This window comes from Micromonospora sp. DT81.3 (assembly GCF_049847225.1).
Lineage (GTDB): Bacteria > Actinomycetota > Actinomycetes > Actinomycetales > Microbacteriaceae > Microbacterium.
On sequence record NZ_JBNCNY010000001.1, the window covers coordinates 493,946 to 515,574 of the forward strand.

The following is a 21,629-nucleotide window of genomic DNA, read 5'->3' on the forward strand; positions in this document are numbered from 1 at the left end:
GCACAACGGCGGTGATCCTCTCCGACACACCGACACCGGATGCCGAATCTCGGCGTCTCCCCCACAGTCCCCGCCATTGTGCACGACCGACCTCGCCCGGCTCCCGATCCGGAGAGTACCGAGGCCCAACGCCGCCTCGCTGACCGGCTCCCCGAACACAGCGGCGCAGATCCAGTTCGACACGTTGAGAACCGGATGCCGCAGCCGGCGTTTCCCGACGGATCTGCGCCCTTGTGCTCGACCGGTGTTGGCCCATTCCCCGATCCGGGAAGACCCGAGGCCCAGCGCCTCCTCGCTGACGGGCCGCCCGAGCACAACGGCGGGTGTCTTCCCCGACACACTGGCACCGGACGCCGCAGCCCAGCGTGTCCCCGACAATCCCCGCCGTTGTGCACCACCGACCCTCGCCCGTCGCCTCCAACCCCCACTCGCAACACCGCCTCTGAAGCCCGCCGCAGACCCCGAGCACAACGGCGCAGATCCGCTTCGACACACCGAGAACGGACGCCGCAACCCGGCGTTTGGCGACGGATCTGCGCCCGTGTGCACACCACTGGCGGCCCGCCGGGACTCGGCTGGAGGGCATGGCCGGGATGGAGTCGAGCGCCCCAACCCACGCAAGAGTGCACGATCCGCCGCGACAGTGGGCGCTGAGCGGCCCGGAAGGTGCACTCGCGGCGGGAGACGCACGCTCGACATTCAGCCCGATTCATCACGCCGAACGAGAGTCCGGCCGGCACAACCGCGGCGATCCACTGGGACACACCGACACCGGAAGCCCAAGCTCGGGGTGTCTTAAGGAATCCCCGCCGTTGTGCACGGCGGCCGGCGCGCCAAAGGGCGGCCTCCCGAAGGAGACCGCCCTGTGGTGGTGCCGAGCCGACCGGTGCCGGCCGCGGTGTCTAACCTGGCCTGCCTAGCCGCCGTTGTGCACGGCGGCCGGCGCGCCACAGGGCGGCCTCCCGAAGGAGGCCGCCCTGTGGTGGTGCCCAGCCGACCGGTGCCGGCCGGCGGTGTCTAGCCTGGCCTGCCTAGCCTGCGACCTGGTCGTACGCGCGCTGTGCGGCGCTCTGAGCGTCGGCGAGCGCGTCGGCGGCCGACTTCTCTCCGAGGAGGGCCGAGGTCACCGCGTTCTGCAGCTCGGACTGGATCTGCTGACCGGCGGGCGAGGATCCGAACGAGGCGCCGCTGGATGCGACGTCGTAGTACGTCGCGATCGCCTGGTCGAAGCCGGCGTAGCCCGTCTCCTTGACGTACGACTCACGGATCGTCTGGTCGGCCTCGGGCGAACCGGTGAACAGACCCGCGTTGATGCCGTTGCGACCGGGGTCGGCCTCGGTCGTCTCGGCGCGAGCGGCGCCGGCCGCCTCCCAGGCCTCGAGCGAGGTGAGTGTCAGAGCCCAATCGCACGCCGCCGAGGGGTTCTTCGACGCCGCCGGGATCACCACGGATGTCCCGCTGGCAACCGTGAACGGCTCACCCTCCTGGGTGACGACCGGAATCGCCCCGATGTCCACCTGCTCGGCGTAGGAGGTCAGCACATTGACGTACCACTGGTCGAAGATCGCGGCGCCGACCTGGTCGGCCACGAACGAGTTGTTCTCGCCGAACACGTCGAAGGAGTCGACGAAGCTCTTCACGTTCGCGTACCCGCCCTGCAGGTCGTAGATCTTCTTGAGGAAGTCGATCGCCTCGGCGTTCTTCGGGTTGTCGAGCGTGGGCTCGCCGTCCTCACCGATCGTCGACCCGCCGAAGCTCAGCATCCACAGGCCCGCCTTGGAGGGACCCTGGGGGTCGAAGCCCAGGCGCGTGGGGTTCTGCCCGTTCATGACCGTCATCTTCTCGACGGCAGCGAGGAAGGCGTCCTGATCCGAGACATTGAGCTGCTCCGGAGTGACGCCCGTCTCGCCCATGACCCGGGCGTTGAGCATGATCGCCGGCGGCTGGTAGAACTGCGGGACCGCCCAGACCTCGTCGTCCCACGTGACGTCGTCGACGACCTGGGGGTACCAGTACTCGCGCGGGTCGATGTCGTAAAGGGCGAAGCAGTCGTCGATCGGCATGATCAGGCCCTGGGACGCGTAGGTGGTGACGAACTGCCGGTCCATCACGACGACGTCCGGGATGTTGCCACTGGCCGCGAGGGTGGTGAACTTCTGCGCGTCGAAAGGCGAGTTGTCGAGATCGACTTCGGTGTCGGACTCGGCCAGCTTGTCGTCTGCGAGGTCAATGCGGGACTGCGCGACCTCGTCGGGCTCCGGGAACCCCCACGCCGTCAGAGTGCCGGAGTAGTCCTCCGAGAATTCCGCGCCTTCGGTCGTCGCGGTGCCCCCACCACCGCACGCGGTGAGTGTGAAGAGGGACGCCGCGGCTGTCACCGCGACGAGGGCGTTCTGCCGTTTCTTCATTGAACTGTCCTTTCGGGCGCACGCTCCCAGGCGCCTTCGCGCGGGAGTGCGAGTTGCGTGGTGCTGTGTGGGAACCATCCCACACGTGACCGTACAGGAGGGATGCGTTTACGCACAAGGCACTTGCGCCCGCATCCTGGCGTTCCGTTGTGTATTCGTGACCTTGACGATTGCGGTCGATGGGACGTCGGAACTAGCGTCGTATGCAATCGATCCCACCCCTTGATCGCGACGAAAAGAGACGCGCGCCTTGGGCTTCATGCTCCTTTCTCCGTCAGACAATCACGCTTCGCTCCCTGCCGTCATCGGGGTTGACGAAGTGCTCCCGAGGTGGCAGTGACATGACCCGCTCGACGAACCTCCCGGAACTGGTCACGGCCACGCGTGCCCTGCTGCGTGACGGCCCCTCGCGGGTTCTTCTGGGCATCACCGGCCCGCCCGGCACAGGCAAGTCGACGGTTGCCTCCGCCATCGCCGAAGCGTTCGGACCGGCGACCACCGTCGTGGTGCCGATGGACGGGTTCCACCTCACCCGCGCACAGATCGTGGGAACCCCCCTTCTGGCCCGCCGCGGTGCACCCGACACGTTCGACGCCGACGCCTTCGCTGCGGCTCTGCGTCGCATCCGGAACACCACCGACCAGGACGTGTCGGTGCCGGCGTTCGATCACGTCGTCGGCGACCCCATCCCGGATGCGATCACGGTGCCGGCTGGGCTGCCGCTGGTCGTCGTCGAGGGAAACTACCTGCTTCATCCCGAATCCGGATGGACCGCCGCCCGCGCGCAGCTGGACGCCGTCTGGTACTTCGATACGCCGGCCGAGGTGCGCCGCGCCCGCCTCGAGGCGCGCCATCGACAAGCCGGACGCAGCCCCGAGGACGCGGCGCGCTTCGTCGAGGAGTCCGACGAGCGCAATGCGGCCCTGATCGCCCGGACGGCATCCGCGGCGGACGCCGTCTTCGCCCTCGACGACGTCCTGACCTGAGAGCACCATGCCGGGCACGGATCAGCGGGGTTCGAGCTGCGCCTCGCAGAGAGCGACCGCCTCGAGCAGCACATCCGAGAGATCGTTGGGGCGCTCCATCTGCGTCCAGCGGCCGGAAGGCAGATCCACCAGGGTCACATCCGGGATCTGCGCCAGTTCGCGGGCGGGGTCGATCGCGAGCGACATCCACCGACGGACGTCGTCGGTGCTGAACTCGGTGGCGACGACAGTCACGGGCACGTCGTAGCGGCGAGCATCCGTCAACCGCTGCACGCCGTCCAGCACATGCGACGCGTTCTCCGTCATGCGGTAGTAGAGGGAGGCGAGGCCCGCGTCGATCACGCGCTGCCCGCCGGTGTGCGTGGGCCTTCCCCCGGAGTCGGCGGTGAAGCCGCTGAGCACCCCGGCGCCGTCGGCGCTGGGCAGTCCGCCGACGTACACGGCGCGCGCGATCGATTCGGGGCGCTTGTTGACCGCGGCATGAACGAGCCCGCAGGATTCCGCGTGCCCCACGAGCACGACCGGACCGTCGGAGCGATCAATGGCCGACACGATCTCGGCCACGTGATCGGCCAGCATCATGCCGGAACGGTTGGCAGACCGCGACTCGAAGCCGCGGAGGGTGAGCGCCAGGGGCCGATGTCCTGCGGCGGCGAGCCGGGACTCGACGTCCTGCCACGATGTGGCATCCAGCCAGAGCCCGGGAACGAGAACGATGTCCAACGCACACTCCTTCCCATTTTCAGAAGATTGTCACGCCTTCTCCGCCCGGTAGTCACGGGGGTTGCGAAGAGCACCGGTTCTGTGCTTCGAAGCACGGCCGGGCGGTGGCATCGTGGAGGGATGTCCCGCCCCGAACTGCCCGATGTGCTGGTGATCGAGTGCGACTCGCTGCCGCCCGACCTGATCGGCGCCTACGGCGACCGGAACGGCGCCACTCCCGAGATCGATGCGCTCGCCGCTCGGGGCGTGCGGTTCGAGGCATCCTGCAATGCCCCGCTGTGCACTCCATCGCGCGCGTCCATGCTGACCGGACGCCTCGCGAGCCGGCTGGACTGCTTCGACAACGCGAGCGAGTTCGCATCGGACCACCCGACCGTGGCGCACGCGTTCCGGTCGATGGGCTACCGCACGGCCATCATCGGCAAGATGCACTTCATCGGGCACGACCAGCACCACGGATTCGATGAGCGGCTGGCCCTCGACACCGACTACAGCAAGGCGCACGACCCGGGGCTGTACGCGCTCGCCTACGACTGGGACCGACCGAGCGCCGGCAACCCGAACAGTCCTCAGATGATGGGCGAGTCCTACCTGGCGCGCGAATCGACGGATGCCTACCGCCGACGCTTCCGGCAGGAATTGCACACCGAGCGGGACGAGCACATCCACGCGGAGGCGCTCGGCTACCTCTCGCGCGACCACGACGCGCCCTTCTTCGCCATCGCCTCGTACCATGCCCCGCACAACCCGTTCTGGGCGCCGGACGACGAGGTGGCTCGGTTCGCGGACGCGCGCCCGCGGCTCACTCCCGAAGTGGTGCCGCCCGCGGGCGTGATGGACCGCTGGCTCGACGACTTCCACTACGTCCACCAGGTGCTGGACCGGCTGATGCAGCCGGAGAACCTGCGCTGGATGCACTCGACGGTCTACGCGTTGGTGCGCGAGCTCGACATCCGCGTCGGGGAGCTTCTGCGCGCGCTCCCTCGCCCGGACGAGACGATCATCGTGTTCACCGCCGATCACGGCGACATGCTCGGCGACCGCGGCATGCTGCAGAAGCGCGCCTTCTACGAACGCTCGATCAGGGTGCCGCTGATCATCGCCGGGCCGGGGATCGTGCAGGGTGCCGAGATCTCCACGCCCGTCAGCCTCGTCGATCTGCTGCCCACACTGGCAGGCCTCGTCGGGGCACCGCTGCCCCCTGACCTCGACGGCGCGGACCTCGGTCCCGCGCTGAGTGGTCACCGGGCACCGGAGCACGCGGTGATCGCGGAGTATCACGGAGAGGGCGTCCACGCGCCGTGCTTTCTGCTCCGCGATGGCTCGTGGAAGTACGTGCTGGTGCACGGCCACGAGCAGCACCTGTACGACCTCGCGCACGATCCCGGAGAGCGGCGCGACCTCGCCTCGGATGCGGAGCACGCGGCGCAGCTCGACCGCCTGCACCGGCGGCTGCTGGAGTCGGTCGATCCGGCGGACGTCGAACGGCGCGCTCGGCAGTCGCAGCGGCGACGCGGCTTCGTGTATCGCGCCCTCTACGGCGCCTTCGATCAGCCTGCGGCACCACTCAAGCCGGGACCGGCTCCACATCGATGAGCGCCTCTGCGTGCTGCCCCAGCATGAGCCTGCCGATGGTGACATCGATCGCGAAGCGAAAGCGGCGGCCCGGGGCGGACGGAACGACCGCCACATCCCAGAGCGCCTCCTCGTCGTATTCCAGTCGTGCAGCGAACTCGGTCTCGGGCGAGTGCCAGCCCGGCGGGAGTACGAGGGCGACACGCACGTCCGCCGCCTCGGGGAGCGGATTGCGCACAGACACGCGGTAGGCGAGGCGCTCCCCCACCGCGGCGCGAGCTCGGTACGGCGAGATCCGGGCGGTCTGCCCGTGCGGTGCCATCCCGATCTCCTGCAGCGGCAGCAGCTCCTCGTGGATGTCGTCCACGGCCCGGCCTTCCTCGGTCAGGTAGTCGAGGTATCCGCGCTCCACCCATCGCGGTTCCCAGTGTCCGGTCGCCATCAGGCCGGGTGCGATCCGCTGATAGAGCTCCGCGCTCCGGATGTAGTCGCCCAGGCGGAAGAGGTTGCGGTACTGGTAGTTCATGATGTCGCGGCGCCCATCGCGGCCGCCCAGTCCCTGCTGCTGGTCGCCGGTGAACACGACCTGCACATCGTCGACGGTGACCGCGTAGGCGACCGCATAGAGCGTGTGCCCCGGCTGCGCGTACGCCGTGATGGTGTACTCGTTCCACGTGAAGGGCCGATCGAGCGGCAGGACACGATCGGCCGGAATCGGGTCATACCACTGGCAAGGGAGATCCTCGAGCCACGGATCGGCGAGGACCGGTGCGACGTTCTCGGGGATCCACAGCTCGGTGCCCTCCACATCCCGAAGCAGCGGCATGCCGGCCACGTGGTCGTCGTGATAGTGCGTCGGCAGCGCCACGGTGACGTTCGTCACACCGTGGTGGCGGCGCAGTGCCGGAAGCGACGCGAGCCACGGCCGTCGGGCGCTGCGCTCCTGGCTGTGCACGAGCCCGGTCGTCATGTCGTACCCGTAATCGATGAGCAGCGCCTCGCCCGTCTCTGAGAGCAAGACGTAGGAGCACGAGATGGTCGAACGGTTCAGGAGCAGGTGCGGGGTCAGGGCGACGAACGGATCGTCCAGGCGCGCACGCACGTCCCACGGGTAGGGCCGCCGGGAGTCGATGTAGCGCTGCATGGCCTCGACGAGAAGCTGCAGCGCCACCTCGGGCTCTCGCATCGGATCGCCGTGCGACGGCGCGAGCAGCGAGAGGTTCTCGGCCGAGAGGATGAGCGCGCTGAGCACGGTCATGGCGGGCCCCTCGTTCTCGGTGTACGACCACTGCGTCGCCGCCAGCGACCACACCTTGCCCGGTGCGTAGATCAGATCGCCCGTGAACGCGATGCGCTCGCCGTCCCGCTCCAGCAGATAGGTGACGGACCCGATCGTGTGGCCGGGGGTCGGCAGCACCCTGAGGGCGACGCCGGCGCAGACGAGGTCGCGATACTCCGGAACGGTGCCGTGCACGGGCACCGATGCGAGGAGGGAGAAGCGGTCCTGCCGCAGGTTGTAGTCGTTGTCGAGCTGGCGACCGGACCACATCTGTTCGACGCGGTCGAACAGCTCCACCTCGACGGGCGGAACGTGGATCCGTGCACCATGCCGCACGGCGCGCGGCAGACCCTGGGCCTGATCGCGGTGGTGGTGCGTCATCAGCACATCTGTCACGCGGCGGATGCCGAGCTCGGCCAGGTGGTCGAGCACGAGACCCGACCCGAAGTCGATGGTCACCGCATCGCGCTTGCCGAACGGCTCGTCGGGGTCGACGAGCACGTACACGTGGCACGTGTCGGCGATCCGCCACACGCCCCGCGCGATCTGGGTGGCGGTCACTCGCGGGCGCTCCGATACGCCGCCCATGTCTCTCCGATCACGGCGAGGTGCTCGGGCAGGATGGCGTCGTCGTCGCTGACCCGCTCGATGTCGTCCCGGACCCGTTCGATGTAGTACAGCGCGGGAACCCCCATGCCGCCCTGCGCCCGTGCGTAGTCGAGCCACTCGTCGCGGCTGGGCATCGGCCACTGGTCGGTGTCGACCGGATGCCGCGGCAGAGTCGTGGCCACGATCTCGTACCGCGCGCGCAGCTGGGCCGCCACCGAGACGGGCGCACCCGTGACGTCGTGCTCGAGCACGTCGTTCGTGCGGACCATGTCGCACACGTCGCCGAAGGACGGATGCACGGTGTGCGTGATCACGAGAGCGTCGGGCTTGACCGCCTTGGAGGAACGGTGGATGCGCTGCACGAGACGGTGCAGCCCCGCGACACCCCAGACTCCGTCGCTGCCCGGTGCCGGCCGGAGCGTCTTGCCGCTCGGGGTGCGCTGCGTGAAGTCCACCTTGAACCCGTCGGCATCCAGTCCATCCGGTCCGAGCAGGCGGACGATGATGTCATCGAGCCGTCTCATGTATGCCTCGCTGCCCGGGTCCACCGAGACCGCTCGGCCCGCGGCATCCGTGATGCACTCGTCTACCGGCAGGCCGGTGGGATCCCATGCCTTCCACCAGAGCAGCACACGGCGTCCTTCGGCATGCCTCTGGGCGATCCACCCGCGCAGGTCCGGCCATGCTTCGGGATCCGGTTCGGCCGTGCCGTACTCCGCCTGCCAGCGATCGTCCACGATGATCGTGCCCGGCTCCAGCGACGCCGTCGCCAGCGTGGTGAGGAACTCGTCGTAGATCTCCTGGCGGCAGAAGTCGGGAGCGGATCTGCCGCCCCTCGCGACCTGCGACCCCCAGCCGCAGAAGATCGGCTCGAGCCACCAGTCCTCGAGGTCGCGGTGTTCCGCCGACGCGTATCCGCTGTGGACGAGGTCTGCTCGATGGGCCTCGAGCGCCTTCGCCGGAGACGCCACCGGGCGGATGACGATCGTCGGCGAACGCCATGTCCCGTCGATCTGCGTGTGCCCTTCGTACGCGAGACGAAGGAGCGCGCCGTCATCGACGGGCTCGTAGCGAAGGGTCGTGAAGGACAACTCCTCCACCGGCGCGCGCAGCCACACGGCCAGCCAGGGGCCGAGGCCCGGCGCAAAGGGATCCGACGCCGCATCGCGGCCGAAGGCGAGGGCGAACGGCGGCGGGGAGAAGATGCCGTTGAGGCGTCCGGGATCCGCATCGCCCACCACGCCGAGGGAGGCTGCCGACCACACGGGCCGCACGAACGCGATCGGCTCGGTCGGGCTGGGCACGTATACGCTCTGCGCGTCCAACCCCGTACGGAAGGTGCCGGAGGCGCCGGTCGGCACGACGCCGTCGCCCCCGAGGATCGTGACATCGGTGAGCGAGCCGGAACCCTCCGCCTCGAGGGTCAGCTCGACGGTTTCCGCCGTGCACCGCAGGATCAGCGCTCGTCGCTGCCATGTTGACGATTCCGTCCGCACGGTGATGATCACCGCGCCTTCGACCACCTCGACCTCGGGCTCGAAGAGACGCATGCTCTCGTCGGGCGTCTCGCGGGTGTGGGCGCTGGAGAGGGCGCACAGGCGCATCCAGCGGGCGCCTTCTTCATCCGAAAGATGGAAATAGGGCGACAGGGTCAGTCCAGAGGGCCCGGTCTTCCACGCGAGGGTGTAACCGTGGCCGCGAACGATGACACGTTCGGAGTCGCCCGCAAGCGAGGGTGCGGGGTTCATGCTTTCCATCCTATGTGACATCGTTCCCATAAGCGCGGAGGTGCAGTCGCGTATCCGGCCCGGTCGAGCGCGTCAAGGCCTCCCGGATGTCCGCCGAGTTGCGTAACGTTGTGTGAAGAAGCGCCGGGGAGGGCGCCGACAGAACGCGCGCGTTCCTCTGTCGCTGCTGAGCCGCTCCGTGCCGCTCAGAGCGACCGCCGCATTCACCGACCCCGGTCCCCGGCCCGATCCGGTGGCGGGGGCCGCACCACCAGCATCCGAAGGACAGACGACGATGACCGACACACAGAACCCGACCGTTTCGACGCCGACGCCGCCGGACACCGCAACGAAGGTCGCCGCGGTGGTCTACAACCCCATCAAGGTGGACCTGCCCGCCATCCAGGCCGTCGTGGCCACGGAGCAGGCGGCGGCCGGATGGGGCGAGACGCTCTGGTTCGAGACGTCCGAGGACGACCCGGGGCAGGGTGCCACCGAGGCGGCGCTCGCGCAGAACGTGTCGATGATCGTGGTCGCGGGTGGCGATGGCACGGTGCGCGCCGTGGCCGAGGCGGTGCATGAGAAGGACGTGTCGCTGGCGCTGCTGCCGTCGGGAACCGGCAACCTGCTGGCGCGCAACCTCAAGCTCACGCTCGATGACCTCGAGCAGTCCATCCACTCCGCCTTCACGGGCGAGGATCGGCCGATCGATCTCGCGATGATCGACATCCGTCGAGGGGACTCGAAGGTCGACACGCACGCGTACGTCGTCATGGCGGGGCTCGGCCTGGACGCCAAGATGCTCGCGAACACCGACGAGGAGCTGAAGGCGAAGATCGGCTGGCTGGCATACGTCAAGGCCATCGCCATCGCACTGCGCGACAAGAACCAGCTCCGGCTCAAGTACAAGCTCGACGCGACGCCCGTCAAGCACATCCGCGCGCACACGGTGATCATCGGCAACTGCGGAACGCTGCAGGCGAACGTGCTCCTGATGCCGGAGGCTGCGGTGGACGACGGCCAGCTCGACATCGTGCTGCTGCGGCCGGAGGGCTTCCTCAGCTGGGCGCAGATCTTCACGAAGATCGTGTGGGAGAACGGCGTGCTCAGCCGCACTCGGCTCGGGCAGAAGTTCACCACCAAGGAGGTGAAGGCACTCAACTACATCAAGGGCGAGCGCTTCACCATGACCCTGAACCACCCGGAGGCCATCGAGCTCGACGGCGACGAGTTCGGCGAGGCCGTCGCGATCCGCACCTGGGTGGTGCCGAACGGGCTCACCATCCGCGTGCCCGTCGAGTCGACGGACTGACCACATGCGCCGCGTCGGCGACCGGCGGGCGGGGACGACGCTGACCGCCGGGGTCGCACGCGCGGCGATCACGCCCGCGCGGGGTGTTCCGATGTCCGGTTTCGTCGGCAGGGGCCCTGCCCTCGACATCCACGATGACCTCTTCGCGACGGCCCTCGTGCTTGCGGAGCGGGGCGGGCAGGACCTCGAGGCGGACACCAGGGTGGCGATCGTCGCGCTCGATCTCATCGGGATGTACAGCGACGAACTCGTGGCCACGCTGAAGGCAGCCGTGCGGCGCGCCACCGGTATACCGCCGGAGCGGGTGTTCCTGGCGTGCAGTCACACGCACTACGGCCCGGTCGTCGCCGAGAACGGCGACATGCCCGGCGGCGAGACCTCCGAGGCGGCGGAGTACCGTGCCCGGCTCCCCACATGGATCGCCCGGTGCGTGGCGGAGGCGGACAGCCGACGGGAGCCCGTGACCCTTTTCGCCGGGCGCGGCGCGTGCCGAGTCGGCGTCAACCGGCGCGAACCGCAGCCGGATGGCACCATCGCGCTGGGCCGCAACCCCGACGGGCCGCTCGACCCGGAGGTGCAGATCCTGCGCTTCGACCGTACCGCGACGGATGCAGCCGGCGACTCGCGCGGCGATCCGGCGACGGTTGCGACGATCGTCAGCTTCGCGTGCCATCCGAGCTCGCTGGAGGCGAGCGTCAGAAGCATCAGCGCCGACTTCCCCGGCGCGATGCGCGCGCGAGTGGAGCAGGTCGTCGGCGGTACAGCGCTGTTCCTGCAGGGCGCCGCGGGCGACATCGATCCCAAGACCAGGGCGCCCGACTGGTCGCTGCCCGAGTCCTTCGGCCTCTCCCTCGCGACCGAGGCGATCCGCGCCTCATCGGCCGCGCAGCACCTGGCGGCGACACCCCTCACGAGTGAGCGCCGGCGCCTGGCGATCCCGCGCCGTGGAGCCGACTCCGTGTCAGGCGCCCGATCCGAGCTGGAGGGGCTGCTCGCCGACATGGCGGCCAGAGGATCCGCCGATCCGGATGCCGGGTGGTGGCTGGAACTGAAGATCAAGGAGGCCCGCGAGGTGCTCGCGGCTCTCGAGTCGGGACGCCGGCCCACCATCGAGGCGGACATCTCGGTCCTGAGGATCGGCGACGCGGCCCTCTCCTTCGCGCCCGCAGAACTGTTCACCGAGCTGGGCAGAGCGATCAAGATCGGCTCCCCGAGCGTCTGGACGGGGGTGGTCGGCTATACCGACGGCGCCCTGTGGTACGTGCCGACTCGAGCCGCCTACGACGAAGGCGGGTACGAGGTGAACGACGCGTGTCGCGTTCCGCCGGAGGCCGGCGAGCTGCTCGTCGAGCGCACGGTGGCGCTCCTCGAGCAGGTCTTCGCGCGGGGCTGACGCCTTGCCGCGCCGGGGATGCGGGAGAACTCAGTCCCCGTCGTCGTCTGCGGAGTCGTCCGGCACCTCGTCGCCCCGAGGACCCACGAAGTCGCTCGTGATCGTGTCGTCGCGCTCGATGTCCTTGATCACGTCCGTCTTCAGATCGCTGGCCGGGTTGCCGTCCTCCTGCGACTCACGCGAGTCCGATGTCTCCACCATGATGTGCTCCTTTCGCTCCATGCAGGCTAGGACTGCGGGGGCGATCGCTCACGGCGCTTGCACCGGTCAGGCGATGGGTGTATCGAGCGTCGATCGGATGGCTCGTCGGCTGCCGCCGGACGGATCCTCGGTCAGCGTCTGGGCGCCTCACCACTGCGGTTGACCGCGGTATCCTCTTCTCCTCCGCCTTCGCGACCGGAACGAGCAGTTCCGGTTCGCGTTCACGTCCCTGAAGCATCCGCAGGCGGTCGAGTACCTCTAGGAATGGCGCAATGCCCTCGCTCGGCGAACTGATCGCGCCACGCCGGCTCGGCAGCGACTTCCGCTGGCTGATGGCGTCGTCGTGGACGAGCAACATCGGCGACGGGATCGCGCTGTCGGCCGCACCGCTGCTGATCGCCTCGCTGACCTCGTCGCCGCTGCTGGTGGCAGGCGGGGCGATGATGCAGTTCCTGCCGTGGCTGCTGTTCGGGCTGTTCGCCGGATCGGTCGCCGACCACCACGATCGACGCCGGCTCGTCATGCTGGCGGACGGGTCGCGCGCGGTGATCGTGCTGGCCCTGGTCGTCTTCCTGTTCACCGGTCAGGTGAGCGTGTGGGTCGTCCTCGCGACGTCCTTCCTCTATGGCACCGCCGAGGTCTTCGCCGATACGGCGGGGAGCACGCTTCTGCCCATGCTCGTGAAGCCCGCCGATCTGGGGCTCGGAAACGCGCGGTTGCAGACGGGGTTCCTCGTCGGGAATCAACTCGCCGGTCCCCCGCTCGGCGCGTTCCTCTTCGCCATCGGGTCGTTCTGGCCGTTTCTCGTCCAGATCCTCTGCGTGAGCCTGGCCGTCGTGCTCATCTCGCGGATCGCACGCACCCCGATTCCACCGAAGGAGCCGGTGCCGGTGGGGACGAGGCCGCACCCGATCCGCGAGGGCCTGCACTGGCTGCGCGGCAACGCCCCCGTGCGGACCCTCGTGCTGATCATCCTCGTCTTCAACGTGACGTGGGCCGCTCCCTGGAGCATCCTCGTTCTCTACGCGACCGAGCATCTGAACATGGGTGCCGTGGGCTTCGGTGCCCTGACCACGGCGTCGGCCCTCGGCGGGCTGGTGGGCACCGGATCCTTCGGCTGGCTCGAGCGCCACGTGTCCTTCGCCACGCTCATGCGCGTCTGCCTGTCGCTCGAGGTGGTCATGCACCTCTCGTTCGCGCTGACGACGTCGCCGGTCATCGCCTTCGTGATCATGTTCGGGTTCGGCGCCTATGCCTTCGTCTGGGGCACGATCTCGACGACCGTGCGACAGCGCCTCGTGCCGTTGCAGCTGCAAGGGCGCATCGCATCCGTCAACATGGTCGGCGTGTTCGGGGGCCTCGTGATCGGTCAGCTGCTCGGGGGGCTCATCGCCCAGGCGTGGGGTCTCACGGCACCGTGGTGGTTCGCCTTCGCGGGGTCGGCGGTCACCCTCCTGCTGGTGTGGCGCCCGATCTCGCACATCGCAGCCGCTCGCCCGGTGCTCGACACCGGCGAATCTCCGAGCGAGCCGTAGGCACCGCGATCGTGCGTCTCTGCGTCTAGTGACGGCGATGCACGGAGTGCGATGCGAGGAGGCTCTACTCGTCGGATGCGGATGGATGGCGTGCCGCCGACGCGGCTGCCCGCCGGAGGCCGCTCTGCGAAGACGGGAAGCCGTCGATCATGTCTTGAAGCTCCCGGGCATCGACGTCGGCGCCGAACGGATCGGTGCCGGGTTCCAGCCTGACGCCGTCGGCGAGCGTGCCCGCCGCCACGGGGTCGAATCCGAGGTCGTCGACCAATGCGGCGACGGTGTTCACGTCGTCGGCGTCGTTCCCCGCGATACCGATGGCCTTGCGCCCCGGCTGACCGGGCGGTCGCGCCTCGTCGCCCAGGTCGGCGTAGCTCATGTGGTTGAACGCCTTGACGACCCGCGACCCCCGGAGGTGACCCTGCAGAAGCTCGCTGCTCGAGGTCAGCGGGTCGCGGAACTCCTCGAGCAGCCCGTCCGCCTCCCACCAGTAGTTCGTGGCGTCGATCACGAGCTTTCCGGCGAGTGCGTCGGCGGGGATCGCCCGGTACCTGCGAAACGGGAGGGCGAGGATCACGACGTCGGCACGCTCGGCGGCATCCAGCGCGGTGGTGGCGGTAGCCCCCTCGGCGAGGACGTCGTCGGCCAGTGCGATCCGCTTCGGGTCCCCGGATGCCGCGATGAGCACCTGATACCCCGCACGCGTGGCCAGCCGAGCCAGCACCATGCCGAGCCTGCCGGCACCGATGATCCCGATCACGGGCCGGGCGACGGTCATCCGGCACCTCGGTGCTTCGTCGTGCGGTCGCTTGCTCTGTCGGGGGTGCGGCATATCCTTGCGTCGTGGCCACCCTCGACGATCTGCGCCGCACCGCGACCGAGCTGCCGGGGAGCGAGGAGCGAGCGACCACGGGCGGCGCCGCGTGGTTCGTGCGCCGCAAGCTCTACGCCTGGGAGTGCCACCCGTGGCCGAGCATCCCCGCGGAGGTGCGTGCCATCATCGCGGCCGAGCTCGTCGTGGGCGTGAAGGTCGCCGACCGCTTGGACGCGCTCGCGCTCGTTCACATGGCGCCCGATGTGTTCCTGAGCAGCACGACGCCCTGGGGTGAACCGAAAATCGCCTTCCGTATGGCGGGCATCGACGAGCACCACCTGGCCGAACTCGTCACCGAGGCGTGGCGCATTCAGGCTCCGAGATATCTGCGGGAAGAGTTCGACGACGCCGGCTCCTAGGGGTGCGACCATGGGATGAGGGTGAAGACCTTCAGACGAGTCATACGCCACACGCTAGCCCAGCGCATCCGCCGCAGCAGGCCCGGTCCCGAACCACGATCGAACTGACCGGGCGCGTTCCCGGTCAGTAGCGGATCCGGTACCGGAGATGCGTGACGCCTCCCTCGCCCACCAGAACCCTCAGCCGCTCGAGCTGGCGCTGCTCGGCGCCCAGATGATCGAAGAGCCGGCGGCCCTCGCCGAGCAGAACGGGAACGAGGTGGATCTGCATCTCGTCCAGCACGCCCGCGGCGATCGCCCGCTGCGCGGTGCTCGCGCCATGCACCAGCACGTCCTTCTCGCCGGCAGCGTCGCGCGCGTCGCGGAAGGCCGTCTCGATGACGTTCGTGTAGGTGACCGCCGGCATGCTGCGCGCCCAGTCCGGGATCGGCCGGCGGCTGAGCACCCAGATAGGGACCCCGTCATGGTGATCGCCGTGCCAGCCTTCGGCGGGCTCGAATGTTGCGCGACCGGCGACGACCGCGCCGGTGCACATGAACTCATCCACGATCTGCCTGTTGACGTCGCCCTCGGGAGGAAACACCCACTCATGGAGCCTGTCGCCGCCGTCGCCGAGCCCGTGATCGTCGGTCTCGTTCGGTCCGGCGATGAACCCGTCGAGCGACATCGACATGTACAGCACTGTGCTCCCCACGTGCTAACCGCCTCCCTTCGTAGCGGTGTCGCGCCGGTCGGCGCGACGGATGGGCGCGAACCCGTTCTGGCGCGGCTCGGCGTGGAAATCCCGGATCAGTCGCGCAACCAGGTCCGGCTTCTCCACGATCAGCGCGTGCGTGGACCGCGGCACGATGGCCAGTTCGCCGTCGGGCAGAGCCTCGTACAGCTCGATGAGGTGCTCGAAGCGGACCTCGTCGTCGTCGCCCGAGAGGATGAGCACCGGCACCGTCACGGTGCTGAGCTCTTCGAGGCTGAGGCGCGGCTCGGATCGATGCAGCTCCGCAGACTTACGGACGACCACGTCCCAGTGCTCAGCGCCATCCGGCGACACCTCCGCGTACGCGTCGGCCATGAACTGCGGCGGATCGCCTTCCAGAACGCTCTCGCGCCAGCCCGAGTAGTGCCGAGGCGCACCCCCGAAAACGAGCGTGCGAATGAGATCCGGATGACGCAGGGTGAGGTGCAGCCCCACGATCGCGCCGTCGCTCCAGCCCACCACGTGCGTGTCGTGCACCGGCAGACTTCGAAGCACCCTCGCTATCGAGTCCGCCATGTCGGCGAAGCTCCACGCGCCGGCGGTGTCTGCAGATCTGCCGTGACCCGGTCGGTCGATCGTGATCCGGCGGTATCCGTCGAGGTGGTCCAGAAGCGGCGTCATCGACCTCGAGTCGGTGCCACCCGGATGCAGCACGACCAGCGGTGGCCCCGACCCTTCGTCCGCGTACCAGAGACCTTGCTCGCTCACCATCCAGACACCCTTCCACGGCGGAATCCGGTGGACAAGAACCAACGGGAGTCAGGGATGGGATATGCAGCCGCCGGGCGGCCGGTGCCTTTGCTTCGGGCTAGGCGCGTTCGACCGGCAGCCACAGTTCACAGGTCGCAGTGCTGAAGTCGGCGGCGCGATCGAGCACGGCCACGATCGAGGGGCCCGGCCGCAAGCGCCAAGGGTTGGACGGGAACCAGTCTGTGGCGGTCGTCGCCCACGTCGACTGCAATGACGCCGGGTACGGGCCCGACGTGCGGAACACCGCCCACGTTCCGGCGGGGACCTCGATCGTGGTCAGGTCCTCCGGCACCGGCGTCGTCTCGCCCACGGCGACGCCGTGCAGGTACGTCAGCTCGCTGCCCTCCGTGTAGTCCGGCTCCACGTCGGCGCTCACCTGGAGCAGCCCCGCCGGCTCGGAGTCGCTCATCGCCTTCAGGCGGATGTGCTCCGCCGCGGGCAGGGAAGCGATGTGGGCTTGGATGTGCGGGTTGGCGCCGCGGTGGATCAGCGGCACGCGAGCCGAGTGCCCGACCAGCCGGAAAGCCGGTCGCTCTATGATGCGGGTGTCCATGGGGGTGCTCCCTTCTACGGTCAGGCGGAACCTGAGCTGCGGTTGTGTGCGAAGGGGGCCACCGTGCCGGCGCACTTCGCCGGGGCTGACGCCGTGCACCCCCCGGAAGGCTCGACCGAAGGCCTCCGTCGAGCCGTAGCCGTAGCGCACCGCGATCGACAGCAGCTCGCCGTCTCCGAGAACATCGGCTGCGGCGACGGCCATACGACGGCGCCGGATGTACTCGGACAGCGGCATACCGGCCAGCGACGAGAACATCCGGCGGAGGTGGTACTCCGTCGTGCCGAGGCTGCTCGCGAGGCCGGCGATGTCGATCTCGTCGGCGAGGCGGTCCTCGATGAGTCCGACGAGTCGGTTGAGAACTGCGATCACGGCTCCCCCTTCGGCATCCAGCCTGCCCAGCGACATCGCCGGGCACCCGATCATCCCTGCCCGAATCGATCACCGGCGCGGTGGCCATGGTCAACTATCCCAACCAAGCCAGGTCTCGCCCAGGGCGAGCCTCACGGATGCCGGATCGCCGGGCCCCGCTCCATGGCGCCGAAATCGGCATACGCTGTGGATGTCGCCCACCGAAGGATCACCGTGTCGTCCCACAACGAGCACTCATCTCCCGGGCACATCCCTGGGCCGGACGAGCCGACCGTTCCGCAGCTCGAGGACGACGAGACCGTCGCCCCTCGCCCGGAGGAAGAGATCGCCGACGTGCTGCGCGCCGAACCCGACGTGGAAGACCACAGCTCGCACCCGGAGTGACGGAGATCTGCGTCGGTCGGGCAATCGTTCAGCTGTGCTCAGCAAGTGCCAGAGTCAGCGCCGCCCTCACTACGCTCTCGGGGTCTCGCATCCCCTTGGCGTCCTCGTTGTGTCCGCTCAAGGACAGCATGATCACGCCATGGGTTGCCGCCCAGATCACGGGTGCGACGTTGTCGAGTCGGTCGGCTGGGAGCAACGCCGCCAACAGCTCACGGAACAGCGCGAAAGCGAGCCCCCCGACGGCGTGCAGGTCGGCGTATTTTGCTTGCGAGAGCGACGCGCTGAAGACCAATGAGTAGAGTTCCGGGTTCTCCAGGGCGGCGCGCACGTAAGCGATGAGGGCGGCGTCAAGACGATGTCGCGGAGACATCCCGTCAGCGACCTCAGTGGCTACGCGCTCGAGTATCTCCGCGAGACCGGCCTCCGCGACCGCAGCCAAGAGATCATCCTTGTCAGCGAAGTGCCGGTACGGGGCCTGTCGACTCACACCGGCTCGCGCACCGACCTCTCTTAGCGTGACGGCGTTCAGGCCCTCCGCGTCGAGCAGCTCAGCGGCGACGCGAAGAAGCTTGCTGCGGGTTGTCTCAGCCATGGCGACCCCCGTCTTTCAGGCCTGGGGGCCCTTTCCGGGCGTCCGAAGGTCCGACAATCAGACCGGCGACTGGGACGCCGTAGGCCAGACTCGCAATCCTGATCTGACGGACGGCTCGACAGCAGACGAGCGTCTCACCGAACTGACGCCTCCTCACAGCTTCGCGTACGAGCTCACGAATTTCACCGGGCCCCTGCGCCACCTCATTGCCGGGGTACGCGGCGAATGGACTTTCACGCCCGACGGCGAGACCACAGTTGTTCGCTGGACCTATGAGTTCAAGCCGCTGCCGGGTCGAGTCGGCTTGTTCCGTCTGGTCGTGGCCCCGCTGTGGCGCTTGTACGCAAAGGCTTCCCTCCAGCGGGCGGTGCGGGCAGCGGAGCACGACGTGCGTGCGAGAGCGTCAGTCTGAGGAAGGGCTGACGACACCGCACAGCAGATTGCAGCGCGTTGGCGGTCTCCCGGACAGGCGGGCGGAATGCGGGGAAGCCGACCGTCCCTCGAGACGCGGTTGTGGAGGAGTCCCTCAGCGGACCTAGGGCCGCGGCACCGCGCGCATGGCGGCGATGGATCGATGGAGCTCTTCCGGCGTCGATCCCAGGGTGCTGAGAACCGAGGCAGCCGCCTCGGCGAAGCCCCGGGTGTCGATGGGCAGGCCGGAGACGCCGGGCACGAGCCCCTTCTCGTTCAGCACCCACCGGCCGGCGAGGGCATGCCACGCGTGGGCGATGATCATGGCCGCCGTCCCGGCACAGAGCGCGACGTAGGCGGCATCCGCGCCCTTCGCTCCCTTCTCCGCGCCGTCGAGGAGGAAGTCCACCTGCCAGAGCCGTTGCAGCATGGCCGCGCGCAACGGCTCGGGATACGGCGTGAGTCCCTCGGCCAGCCCGGCCAGGAGAGCGGTCTCGTCGCACAGCGGCACGCCCATCGCCACCTCGCCCGCGTACGAGACATCCAAAAAACCCAGGGGGTGACCAGGCTGGGTGTGAAACGCGAAGTGACCGAGCCGGGCACGCTCGCACTGCTCGGCGACCCGGCGGGCATCACGGAGAATCCAGTCGACGGCGGTCCCCTCGACCACGAGCCACGCACCGCTCTCGACCCACGGTCCCCACGCGCCGGGCGACGCGACGGTGACGGGGCCGCCGGTCCACCGGGCGGCCAGGCGGTCGAGCGCGACACGGTCGACGTCACCCTCGAAGTACAGGCCCAGGTCGATGTCCGAATCGGGTCGATGGGTGCCGCGAGCGCGGCTCCCGCCCAGGGCGACCGCGCGGACGCCGCCCACGGCGCACAGCTCGCGCGCCATCAGGCGGAGGCGGTCTTCGCTGAGCATGACGGGAGCCTATCGACCACGCGCGCGTCGGGCAGCCGCGCGCGACCGCTACCGCATGCTCGCTCGATCGTCCAGCCCCCACCATCTCGGCACAGGCCGTTCTATGCAGGGAACACCATCTCGAGAGAAAGGATGCATCATGCCCGAAGTTCCCCAGCCCGTCACCGACAACAGCCTCAAAGTGCGCCAGCTGACGCACTATCAGTTCTCCTGGGTCGCCGGAGAGCCTGCAGAGGAGGGCACCTTCACACTGCAGCTGATCCTCGATCAGGGTGCGTGGGAAGAGGTGCTGACGGTCGATGCCGACGACGCAGACGTGCTGCAGGATCTGCTCGCCAATACGGACGATGTCCATTACGACATCCCCCGCCGCACCCTCATGTTCGGCGTCACCAAGGTCGGCCATTGAGCCGCCGGATGCCGGTGCCGTGCCGGTCTGTACCGCGCGGCCCGGCATCCAGGGCTGTCATGTCACCGGCCCGGCGAGCCGATCGCGCTGCGATCGCCCGCTGGGCCGCGCACGTGAGTGAGCGAGCGGCACCTCGTCCAAAGGGTCGCCGGTGTCCACGAAGAGACGACCCTGGGGCGACAGAGCCTCTGCGATGCGCGCCAGTGCGGCCTCGTAGCGATCCGGGTGACGCCCGTCCAGCACCCCCACCCGGCACGCGAACGCGACGTCGAACCGCTCGGATCCGGGCGGCAGCGCGAAGCTCTCGACCTCCGCGCAGAGAACGGAGAGCACTCCACGCTCGATCTCGTCGGCGCAGTGCGTTTCTGTGAGGGCGATGCCCTTGGCTGACCGATCAAGCACCAGTACGTGCCCGCTCTCTCCGACGATCTCGGCCACCGCGCGTGCCGCCGCGCCGGGCGCGCCGCCGATCTCGAGCACCCTGATCCCCGGCTCGAGCGGCAGCGCGTCCACCACCCGGCGCAGACGCGCAGACAGTCGTTCACCCATCGTCACTCCCCCAAGAAGGAGCCGTCCGGAGTCGCATTGGACGATTCTGCTCGAACGGAGCATCCGATGCGACCGCTCCACCCGGCACCCGGAACTAGGGTGAGCCTGTGAAGCGAATGTGGCCGTTCCTCGTGCCCGGCATACTCCTGAGCGTTGTCGGCCTGGTCTGGACCCTGCAGGGCCTCGACGTGCTGGGCGGGTCCGCCATGAGCGGTCAGGCGCTGTGGGCCATCATCGGCCCGATCGTTCTCCTCGTCGGCCTGGTGCTGATCTGGATGGCGATCGCCCGCCGACGCCGCGCCGAGCAGTGATCGGCGACAGCCGCACACCTCCCGTCCGCTGATCCCCGAGCGCCCCCCTGCCGTCTGGCGCGCCGAGGGTCGTGGGAGTATCGTTCGCGACGCCGGGACAGTCGTTCCGTGCGCGGACCCGAACACGAGGATGTCTCATGGCCCCAGGCGATGCCCTCTCCGTGACGACTGCTGGATCGCTTCTCGCAGAGGCGGCGCCGGCAGCATGAGCGAGCCCAAGACGCGTCCGACGGACGCGAACGTGCACGAGTTCCTCGAGGCGGCCGCGACGCCCCGGCGCCGCGAGGAGGGGCTGCGGCTCGCGGAGGTCTTCCGAGAGGTCACCGGCACCGATCCCGTCATGTGGGGTCCCACGATGATCGGGTACGGGAGCTTCCGCTACATCTCGCGCGCGAACCCGCGCACACGCGGGAACTGGCCGAAGACCGGGTTCTCGCCTCGCAAAGCGCAGCTGACCTTCTATGGGCTGAACGACATGCCGGGTTCGGCCGCCCTGCTGCCGAAGCTCGGCACCTACACACTGGGCGCGGGCTGCGTCTACGCCAAGAAGCTCGAGGACATCGATCTGGATGTGCTGCGCGAGCTGATCGCGATCGCCTGGTCGCGCCAGGACGACCCCGAACCGAAATCGTGACGCCGGG

General features: G+C 68.8%; 23 protein-coding genes. 11 read left to right on the plus strand and 12 right to left on the minus strand.

The features are described 5' to 3' along the window. Positions 1-1,031: 1,031 nt before the first annotated feature. Positions 1,032-2,408 carry an ABC transporter substrate-binding protein gene (locus tag ACPW96_RS02310; RefSeq protein WP_425819564.1) on the minus strand — a complete coding sequence of 459 codons (1,377 nt, stop codon included), beginning with the start codon at positions 2,406-2,408 and terminating at the stop codon, positions 1,032-1,034. A gap of 341 nt (positions 2,409-2,749) precedes the next feature. Here ACPW96_RS02310 and ACPW96_RS02315 point away from each other — a divergent pair, with 341 nt between their 5' ends. Further along, positions 2,750-3,394 carry a nucleoside/nucleotide kinase family protein gene (locus tag ACPW96_RS02315; protein WP_425881879.1) on the plus strand — a complete coding sequence of 215 codons (645 nt, stop codon included), beginning with the start codon at positions 2,750-2,752 and terminating at the stop codon, positions 3,392-3,394. A gap of 21 nt (positions 3,395-3,415) precedes the next feature. Here the strand turns inward: ACPW96_RS02315 and ACPW96_RS02320 are convergent, their stop codons facing one another. After that, a complete protein-coding gene (locus ACPW96_RS02320; protein ID WP_425819560.1) occupies positions 3,416-4,117 on the minus strand; it encodes an alpha/beta fold hydrolase in 702 nt (233 codons plus the stop codon). A 120-nt stretch (positions 4,118-4,237) separates the two neighbouring features. Between ACPW96_RS02320 and ACPW96_RS02325 the strand changes: the two genes are divergently transcribed. Continuing rightward, positions 4,238-5,713, plus strand: a complete 1,476-nt coding sequence (locus tag ACPW96_RS02325; RefSeq protein WP_425881880.1) for a sulfatase-like hydrolase/transferase — start codon at positions 4,238-4,240, stop codon at positions 5,711-5,713. Here the strand turns inward: ACPW96_RS02325 and ACPW96_RS02330 are convergent. Then, positions 5,685-7,532, minus strand: coding sequence for an MBL fold metallo-hydrolase (locus ACPW96_RS02330; protein ID WP_425881881.1), 1,848 nt, complete (start codon positions 7,530-7,532; stop codon positions 5,685-5,687). The two genes, ACPW96_RS02325 and ACPW96_RS02330, sit on opposite strands and share 29 nt — an antisense overlap. Continuing rightward, a complete protein-coding gene (locus ACPW96_RS02335) occupies positions 7,529-9,328 on the minus strand; it encodes a hypothetical protein (protein WP_425881882.1) in 1,800 nt (599 codons plus the stop codon). Before ACPW96_RS02335 ends, ACPW96_RS02330 begins: the two co-directional genes overlap by 4 nt. A gap of 274 nt (positions 9,329-9,602) precedes the next feature. Between ACPW96_RS02335 and ACPW96_RS02340 the strand changes: the two genes are divergently transcribed. Beyond that, positions 9,603-10,619: a diacylglycerol/lipid kinase family protein gene (locus ACPW96_RS02340; RefSeq protein WP_425881883.1), complete on the plus strand. Its 1,017-nt coding sequence runs from the start codon at positions 9,603-9,605 to the stop codon at positions 10,617-10,619. Between the two features lie 4 nt (positions 10,620-10,623). Then, a complete protein-coding gene (locus ACPW96_RS02345) occupies positions 10,624-12,012 on the plus strand; it encodes a hypothetical protein (RefSeq protein ID WP_425881884.1) in 1,389 nt (462 codons plus the stop codon). 30 nt (positions 12,013-12,042) lie between these two features. Here the strand turns inward: ACPW96_RS02345 and ACPW96_RS02350 are convergent, their stop codons facing one another. Then, entirely contained in the window at positions 12,043-12,213 is a 171-nt protein-coding gene (locus ACPW96_RS02350) for a hypothetical protein (RefSeq protein ID WP_425881885.1), read from the minus strand. Positions 12,214-12,485: 272 nt separating this feature from the next. On the opposite strand from ACPW96_RS02350, the gene ACPW96_RS02355 reads away from it, so the two are divergent. After that, positions 12,486-13,748 (plus strand): MFS transporter, encoded by a 1,263-nt coding sequence (locus ACPW96_RS02355; RefSeq protein ID WP_425819546.1) that lies wholly within the window; start codon positions 12,486-12,488, stop codon positions 13,746-13,748. 64 nt (positions 13,749-13,812) lie between these two features. On the opposite strand, the gene ACPW96_RS02360 is transcribed toward ACPW96_RS02355, so the two are convergent. Next, a complete protein-coding gene (locus ACPW96_RS02360; RefSeq protein WP_425819544.1) occupies positions 13,813-14,523 on the minus strand; it encodes an NADPH-dependent F420 reductase in 711 nt (236 codons plus the stop codon). Positions 14,524-14,588: 65 nt separating this feature from the next. Here ACPW96_RS02360 and ACPW96_RS02365 point away from each other — a divergent pair, with 65 nt between their 5' ends. Then, on the plus strand, positions 14,589-14,978 hold the full coding sequence (locus ACPW96_RS02365) for a hypothetical protein (protein ID WP_425819542.1): 390 nt from the start codon (positions 14,589-14,591) through the stop codon (positions 14,976-14,978). A gap of 124 nt (positions 14,979-15,102) precedes the next feature. On the opposite strand, the gene ACPW96_RS02370 is transcribed toward ACPW96_RS02365, so the two are convergent. The 3 genes from ACPW96_RS02370 to ACPW96_RS02380 all read right to left on the minus strand — a co-directional run bounded on the left by ACPW96_RS02370 (position 15,103) and on the right by ACPW96_RS02380 (position 17,407). Further along, positions 15,103-15,672, minus strand: coding sequence for a dihydrofolate reductase family protein (locus ACPW96_RS02370; RefSeq protein ID WP_425819540.1), 570 nt, complete (start codon positions 15,670-15,672; stop codon positions 15,103-15,105). 3 nt (positions 15,673-15,675) lie between these two features. Beyond that, the gene (locus tag ACPW96_RS02375) at positions 15,676-16,443 is read right to left on the minus strand and encodes an alpha/beta fold hydrolase (RefSeq protein WP_425819538.1); all 768 of its coding nucleotides are present in this window, start codon (positions 16,441-16,443) and stop codon (positions 15,676-15,678) included. 97 nt (positions 16,444-16,540) lie between these two features. After that, positions 16,541-17,407, minus strand: a complete 867-nt coding sequence (locus ACPW96_RS02380; protein WP_425881886.1) for a GyrI-like domain-containing protein — start codon at positions 17,405-17,407, stop codon at positions 16,541-16,543. A gap of 213 nt (positions 17,408-17,620) precedes the next feature. Here ACPW96_RS02380 and ACPW96_RS02385 point away from each other — a divergent pair, with 213 nt between their 5' ends. Further along, positions 17,621-17,791, plus strand: a complete 171-nt coding sequence (locus ACPW96_RS02385; RefSeq protein WP_425819534.1) for a hypothetical protein — start codon at positions 17,621-17,623, stop codon at positions 17,789-17,791. Between the two features lie 28 nt (positions 17,792-17,819). Here ACPW96_RS02385 and ACPW96_RS02390 read toward each other — a convergent pair whose 3' ends face one another. Then, positions 17,820-18,383 (minus strand): TetR/AcrR family transcriptional regulator, encoded by a 564-nt coding sequence (locus tag ACPW96_RS02390; RefSeq protein ID WP_425881887.1) that lies wholly within the window; start codon positions 18,381-18,383, stop codon positions 17,820-17,822. On the opposite strand from ACPW96_RS02390, the gene ACPW96_RS02395 reads away from it, so the two are divergent. After that, positions 18,382-18,795, plus strand: a complete 414-nt coding sequence (locus ACPW96_RS02395; RefSeq protein ID WP_425881888.1) for an SRPBCC family protein — start codon at positions 18,382-18,384, stop codon at positions 18,793-18,795. The genes ACPW96_RS02390 and ACPW96_RS02395 overlap by 2 nt on opposite strands. Positions 18,796-18,918: 123 nt before the next feature. Here ACPW96_RS02395 and ACPW96_RS02400 read toward each other — a convergent pair whose 3' ends face one another. Next, positions 18,919-19,719, minus strand: a complete 801-nt coding sequence (locus tag ACPW96_RS02400) for a nucleotidyltransferase family protein (protein WP_425881889.1) — start codon at positions 19,717-19,719, stop codon at positions 18,919-18,921. 139 nt (positions 19,720-19,858) lie between these two features. On the opposite strand from ACPW96_RS02400, the gene ACPW96_RS02405 reads away from it, so the two are divergent. Beyond that, entirely contained in the window at positions 19,859-20,128 is a 270-nt protein-coding gene (locus tag ACPW96_RS02405; protein WP_425819526.1) for a hypothetical protein, read from the plus strand. A 57-nt stretch (positions 20,129-20,185) separates the two neighbouring features. Here ACPW96_RS02405 and ACPW96_RS02410 read toward each other — a convergent pair whose 3' ends face one another. Next, complete coding sequence (locus ACPW96_RS02410) at positions 20,186-20,677, minus strand: methyltransferase domain-containing protein (RefSeq protein ID WP_425881890.1); 492 nt, start codon at positions 20,675-20,677, stop codon at positions 20,186-20,188. Between the two features lie 116 nt (positions 20,678-20,793). Between ACPW96_RS02410 and ACPW96_RS02415 the strand changes: the two genes are divergently transcribed. Both ACPW96_RS02415 and ACPW96_RS02420 read left to right on the plus strand, forming a co-directional pair. Continuing rightward, a complete protein-coding gene (locus ACPW96_RS02415) occupies positions 20,794-20,988 on the plus strand; it encodes a hypothetical protein (RefSeq protein ID WP_425819961.1) in 195 nt (64 codons plus the stop codon). A 205-nt stretch (positions 20,989-21,193) separates the two neighbouring features. After that, complete coding sequence (locus ACPW96_RS02420; protein WP_425819522.1) at positions 21,194-21,622, plus strand: DUF1801 domain-containing protein; 429 nt, start codon at positions 21,194-21,196, stop codon at positions 21,620-21,622. The last annotated feature ends 7 nt before the right edge of the window (positions 21,623-21,629 follow it).

Bases quoted from the DNA above. Each gene is read 5' to 3' on its own strand.
- ACPW96_RS02405 (WP_425819526.1), top strand. From the start codon at position 19,859: ATGCCCGAAGTTCCCCAGCCCGTCACCGACAACAGCCTCAAAGTGCGC.
- ACPW96_RS02390 (WP_425881887.1), bottom strand. From the start codon at position 18,383: ATGGCTGAGACAACCCGCAGCAAGCTTCTTCGCGTCGCCGCTGAGCTG.
- ACPW96_RS02400 (WP_425881889.1), bottom strand. From the start codon at position 19,719: ATGCTCAGCGAAGACCGCCTCCGCCTGATGGCGCGCGAGCTGTGCGCC.
- ACPW96_RS02315 (WP_425881879.1), top strand. From the start codon at position 2,750: ATGACCCGCTCGACGAACCTCCCGGAACTGGTCACGGCCACGCGTGCC.
- ACPW96_RS02360 (WP_425819544.1), bottom strand. From the start codon at position 14,523: ATGACCGTCGCCCGGCCCGTGATCGGGATCATCGGTGCCGGCAGGCTC.
- ACPW96_RS02375 (WP_425819538.1), bottom strand. From the start codon at position 16,443: ATGGTGAGCGAGCAAGGTCTCTGGTACGCGGACGAAGGGTCGGGGCCA.
- ACPW96_RS02345 (WP_425881884.1), top strand. From the start codon at position 10,624: ATGCGCCGCGTCGGCGACCGGCGGGCGGGGACGACGCTGACCGCCGGG.
- ACPW96_RS02335 (WP_425881882.1), bottom strand. From the start codon at position 9,328: ATGAACCCCGCACCCTCGCTTGCGGGCGACTCCGAACGTGTCATCGTT.
- ACPW96_RS02420 (WP_425819522.1), top strand. From the start codon at position 21,194: ATGAGCGAGCCCAAGACGCGTCCGACGGACGCGAACGTGCACGAGTTC.
- ACPW96_RS02415 (WP_425819961.1), top strand. From the start codon at position 20,794: ATGTGGCCGTTCCTCGTGCCCGGCATACTCCTGAGCGTTGTCGGCCTG.
- ACPW96_RS02325 (WP_425881880.1), top strand. From the start codon at position 4,238: ATGTCCCGCCCCGAACTGCCCGATGTGCTGGTGATCGAGTGCGACTCG.
- ACPW96_RS02350 (WP_425881885.1), bottom strand. From the start codon at position 12,213: ATGGTGGAGACATCGGACTCGCGTGAGTCGCAGGAGGACGGCAACCCG.
- ACPW96_RS02340 (WP_425881883.1), top strand. From the start codon at position 9,603: ATGACCGACACACAGAACCCGACCGTTTCGACGCCGACGCCGCCGGAC.
- ACPW96_RS02410 (WP_425881890.1), bottom strand. From the start codon at position 20,677: ATGGGTGAACGACTGTCTGCGCGTCTGCGCCGGGTGGTGGACGCGCTG.
- ACPW96_RS02355 (WP_425819546.1), top strand. From the start codon at position 12,486: ATGCCCTCGCTCGGCGAACTGATCGCGCCACGCCGGCTCGGCAGCGAC.
- ACPW96_RS02310 (WP_425819564.1), bottom strand. From the start codon at position 2,408: ATGAAGAAACGGCAGAACGCCCTCGTCGCGGTGACAGCCGCGGCGTCC.
- ACPW96_RS02395 (WP_425881888.1), top strand. From the start codon at position 18,382: ATGGCGACCCCCGTCTTTCAGGCCTGGGGGCCCTTTCCGGGCGTCCGA.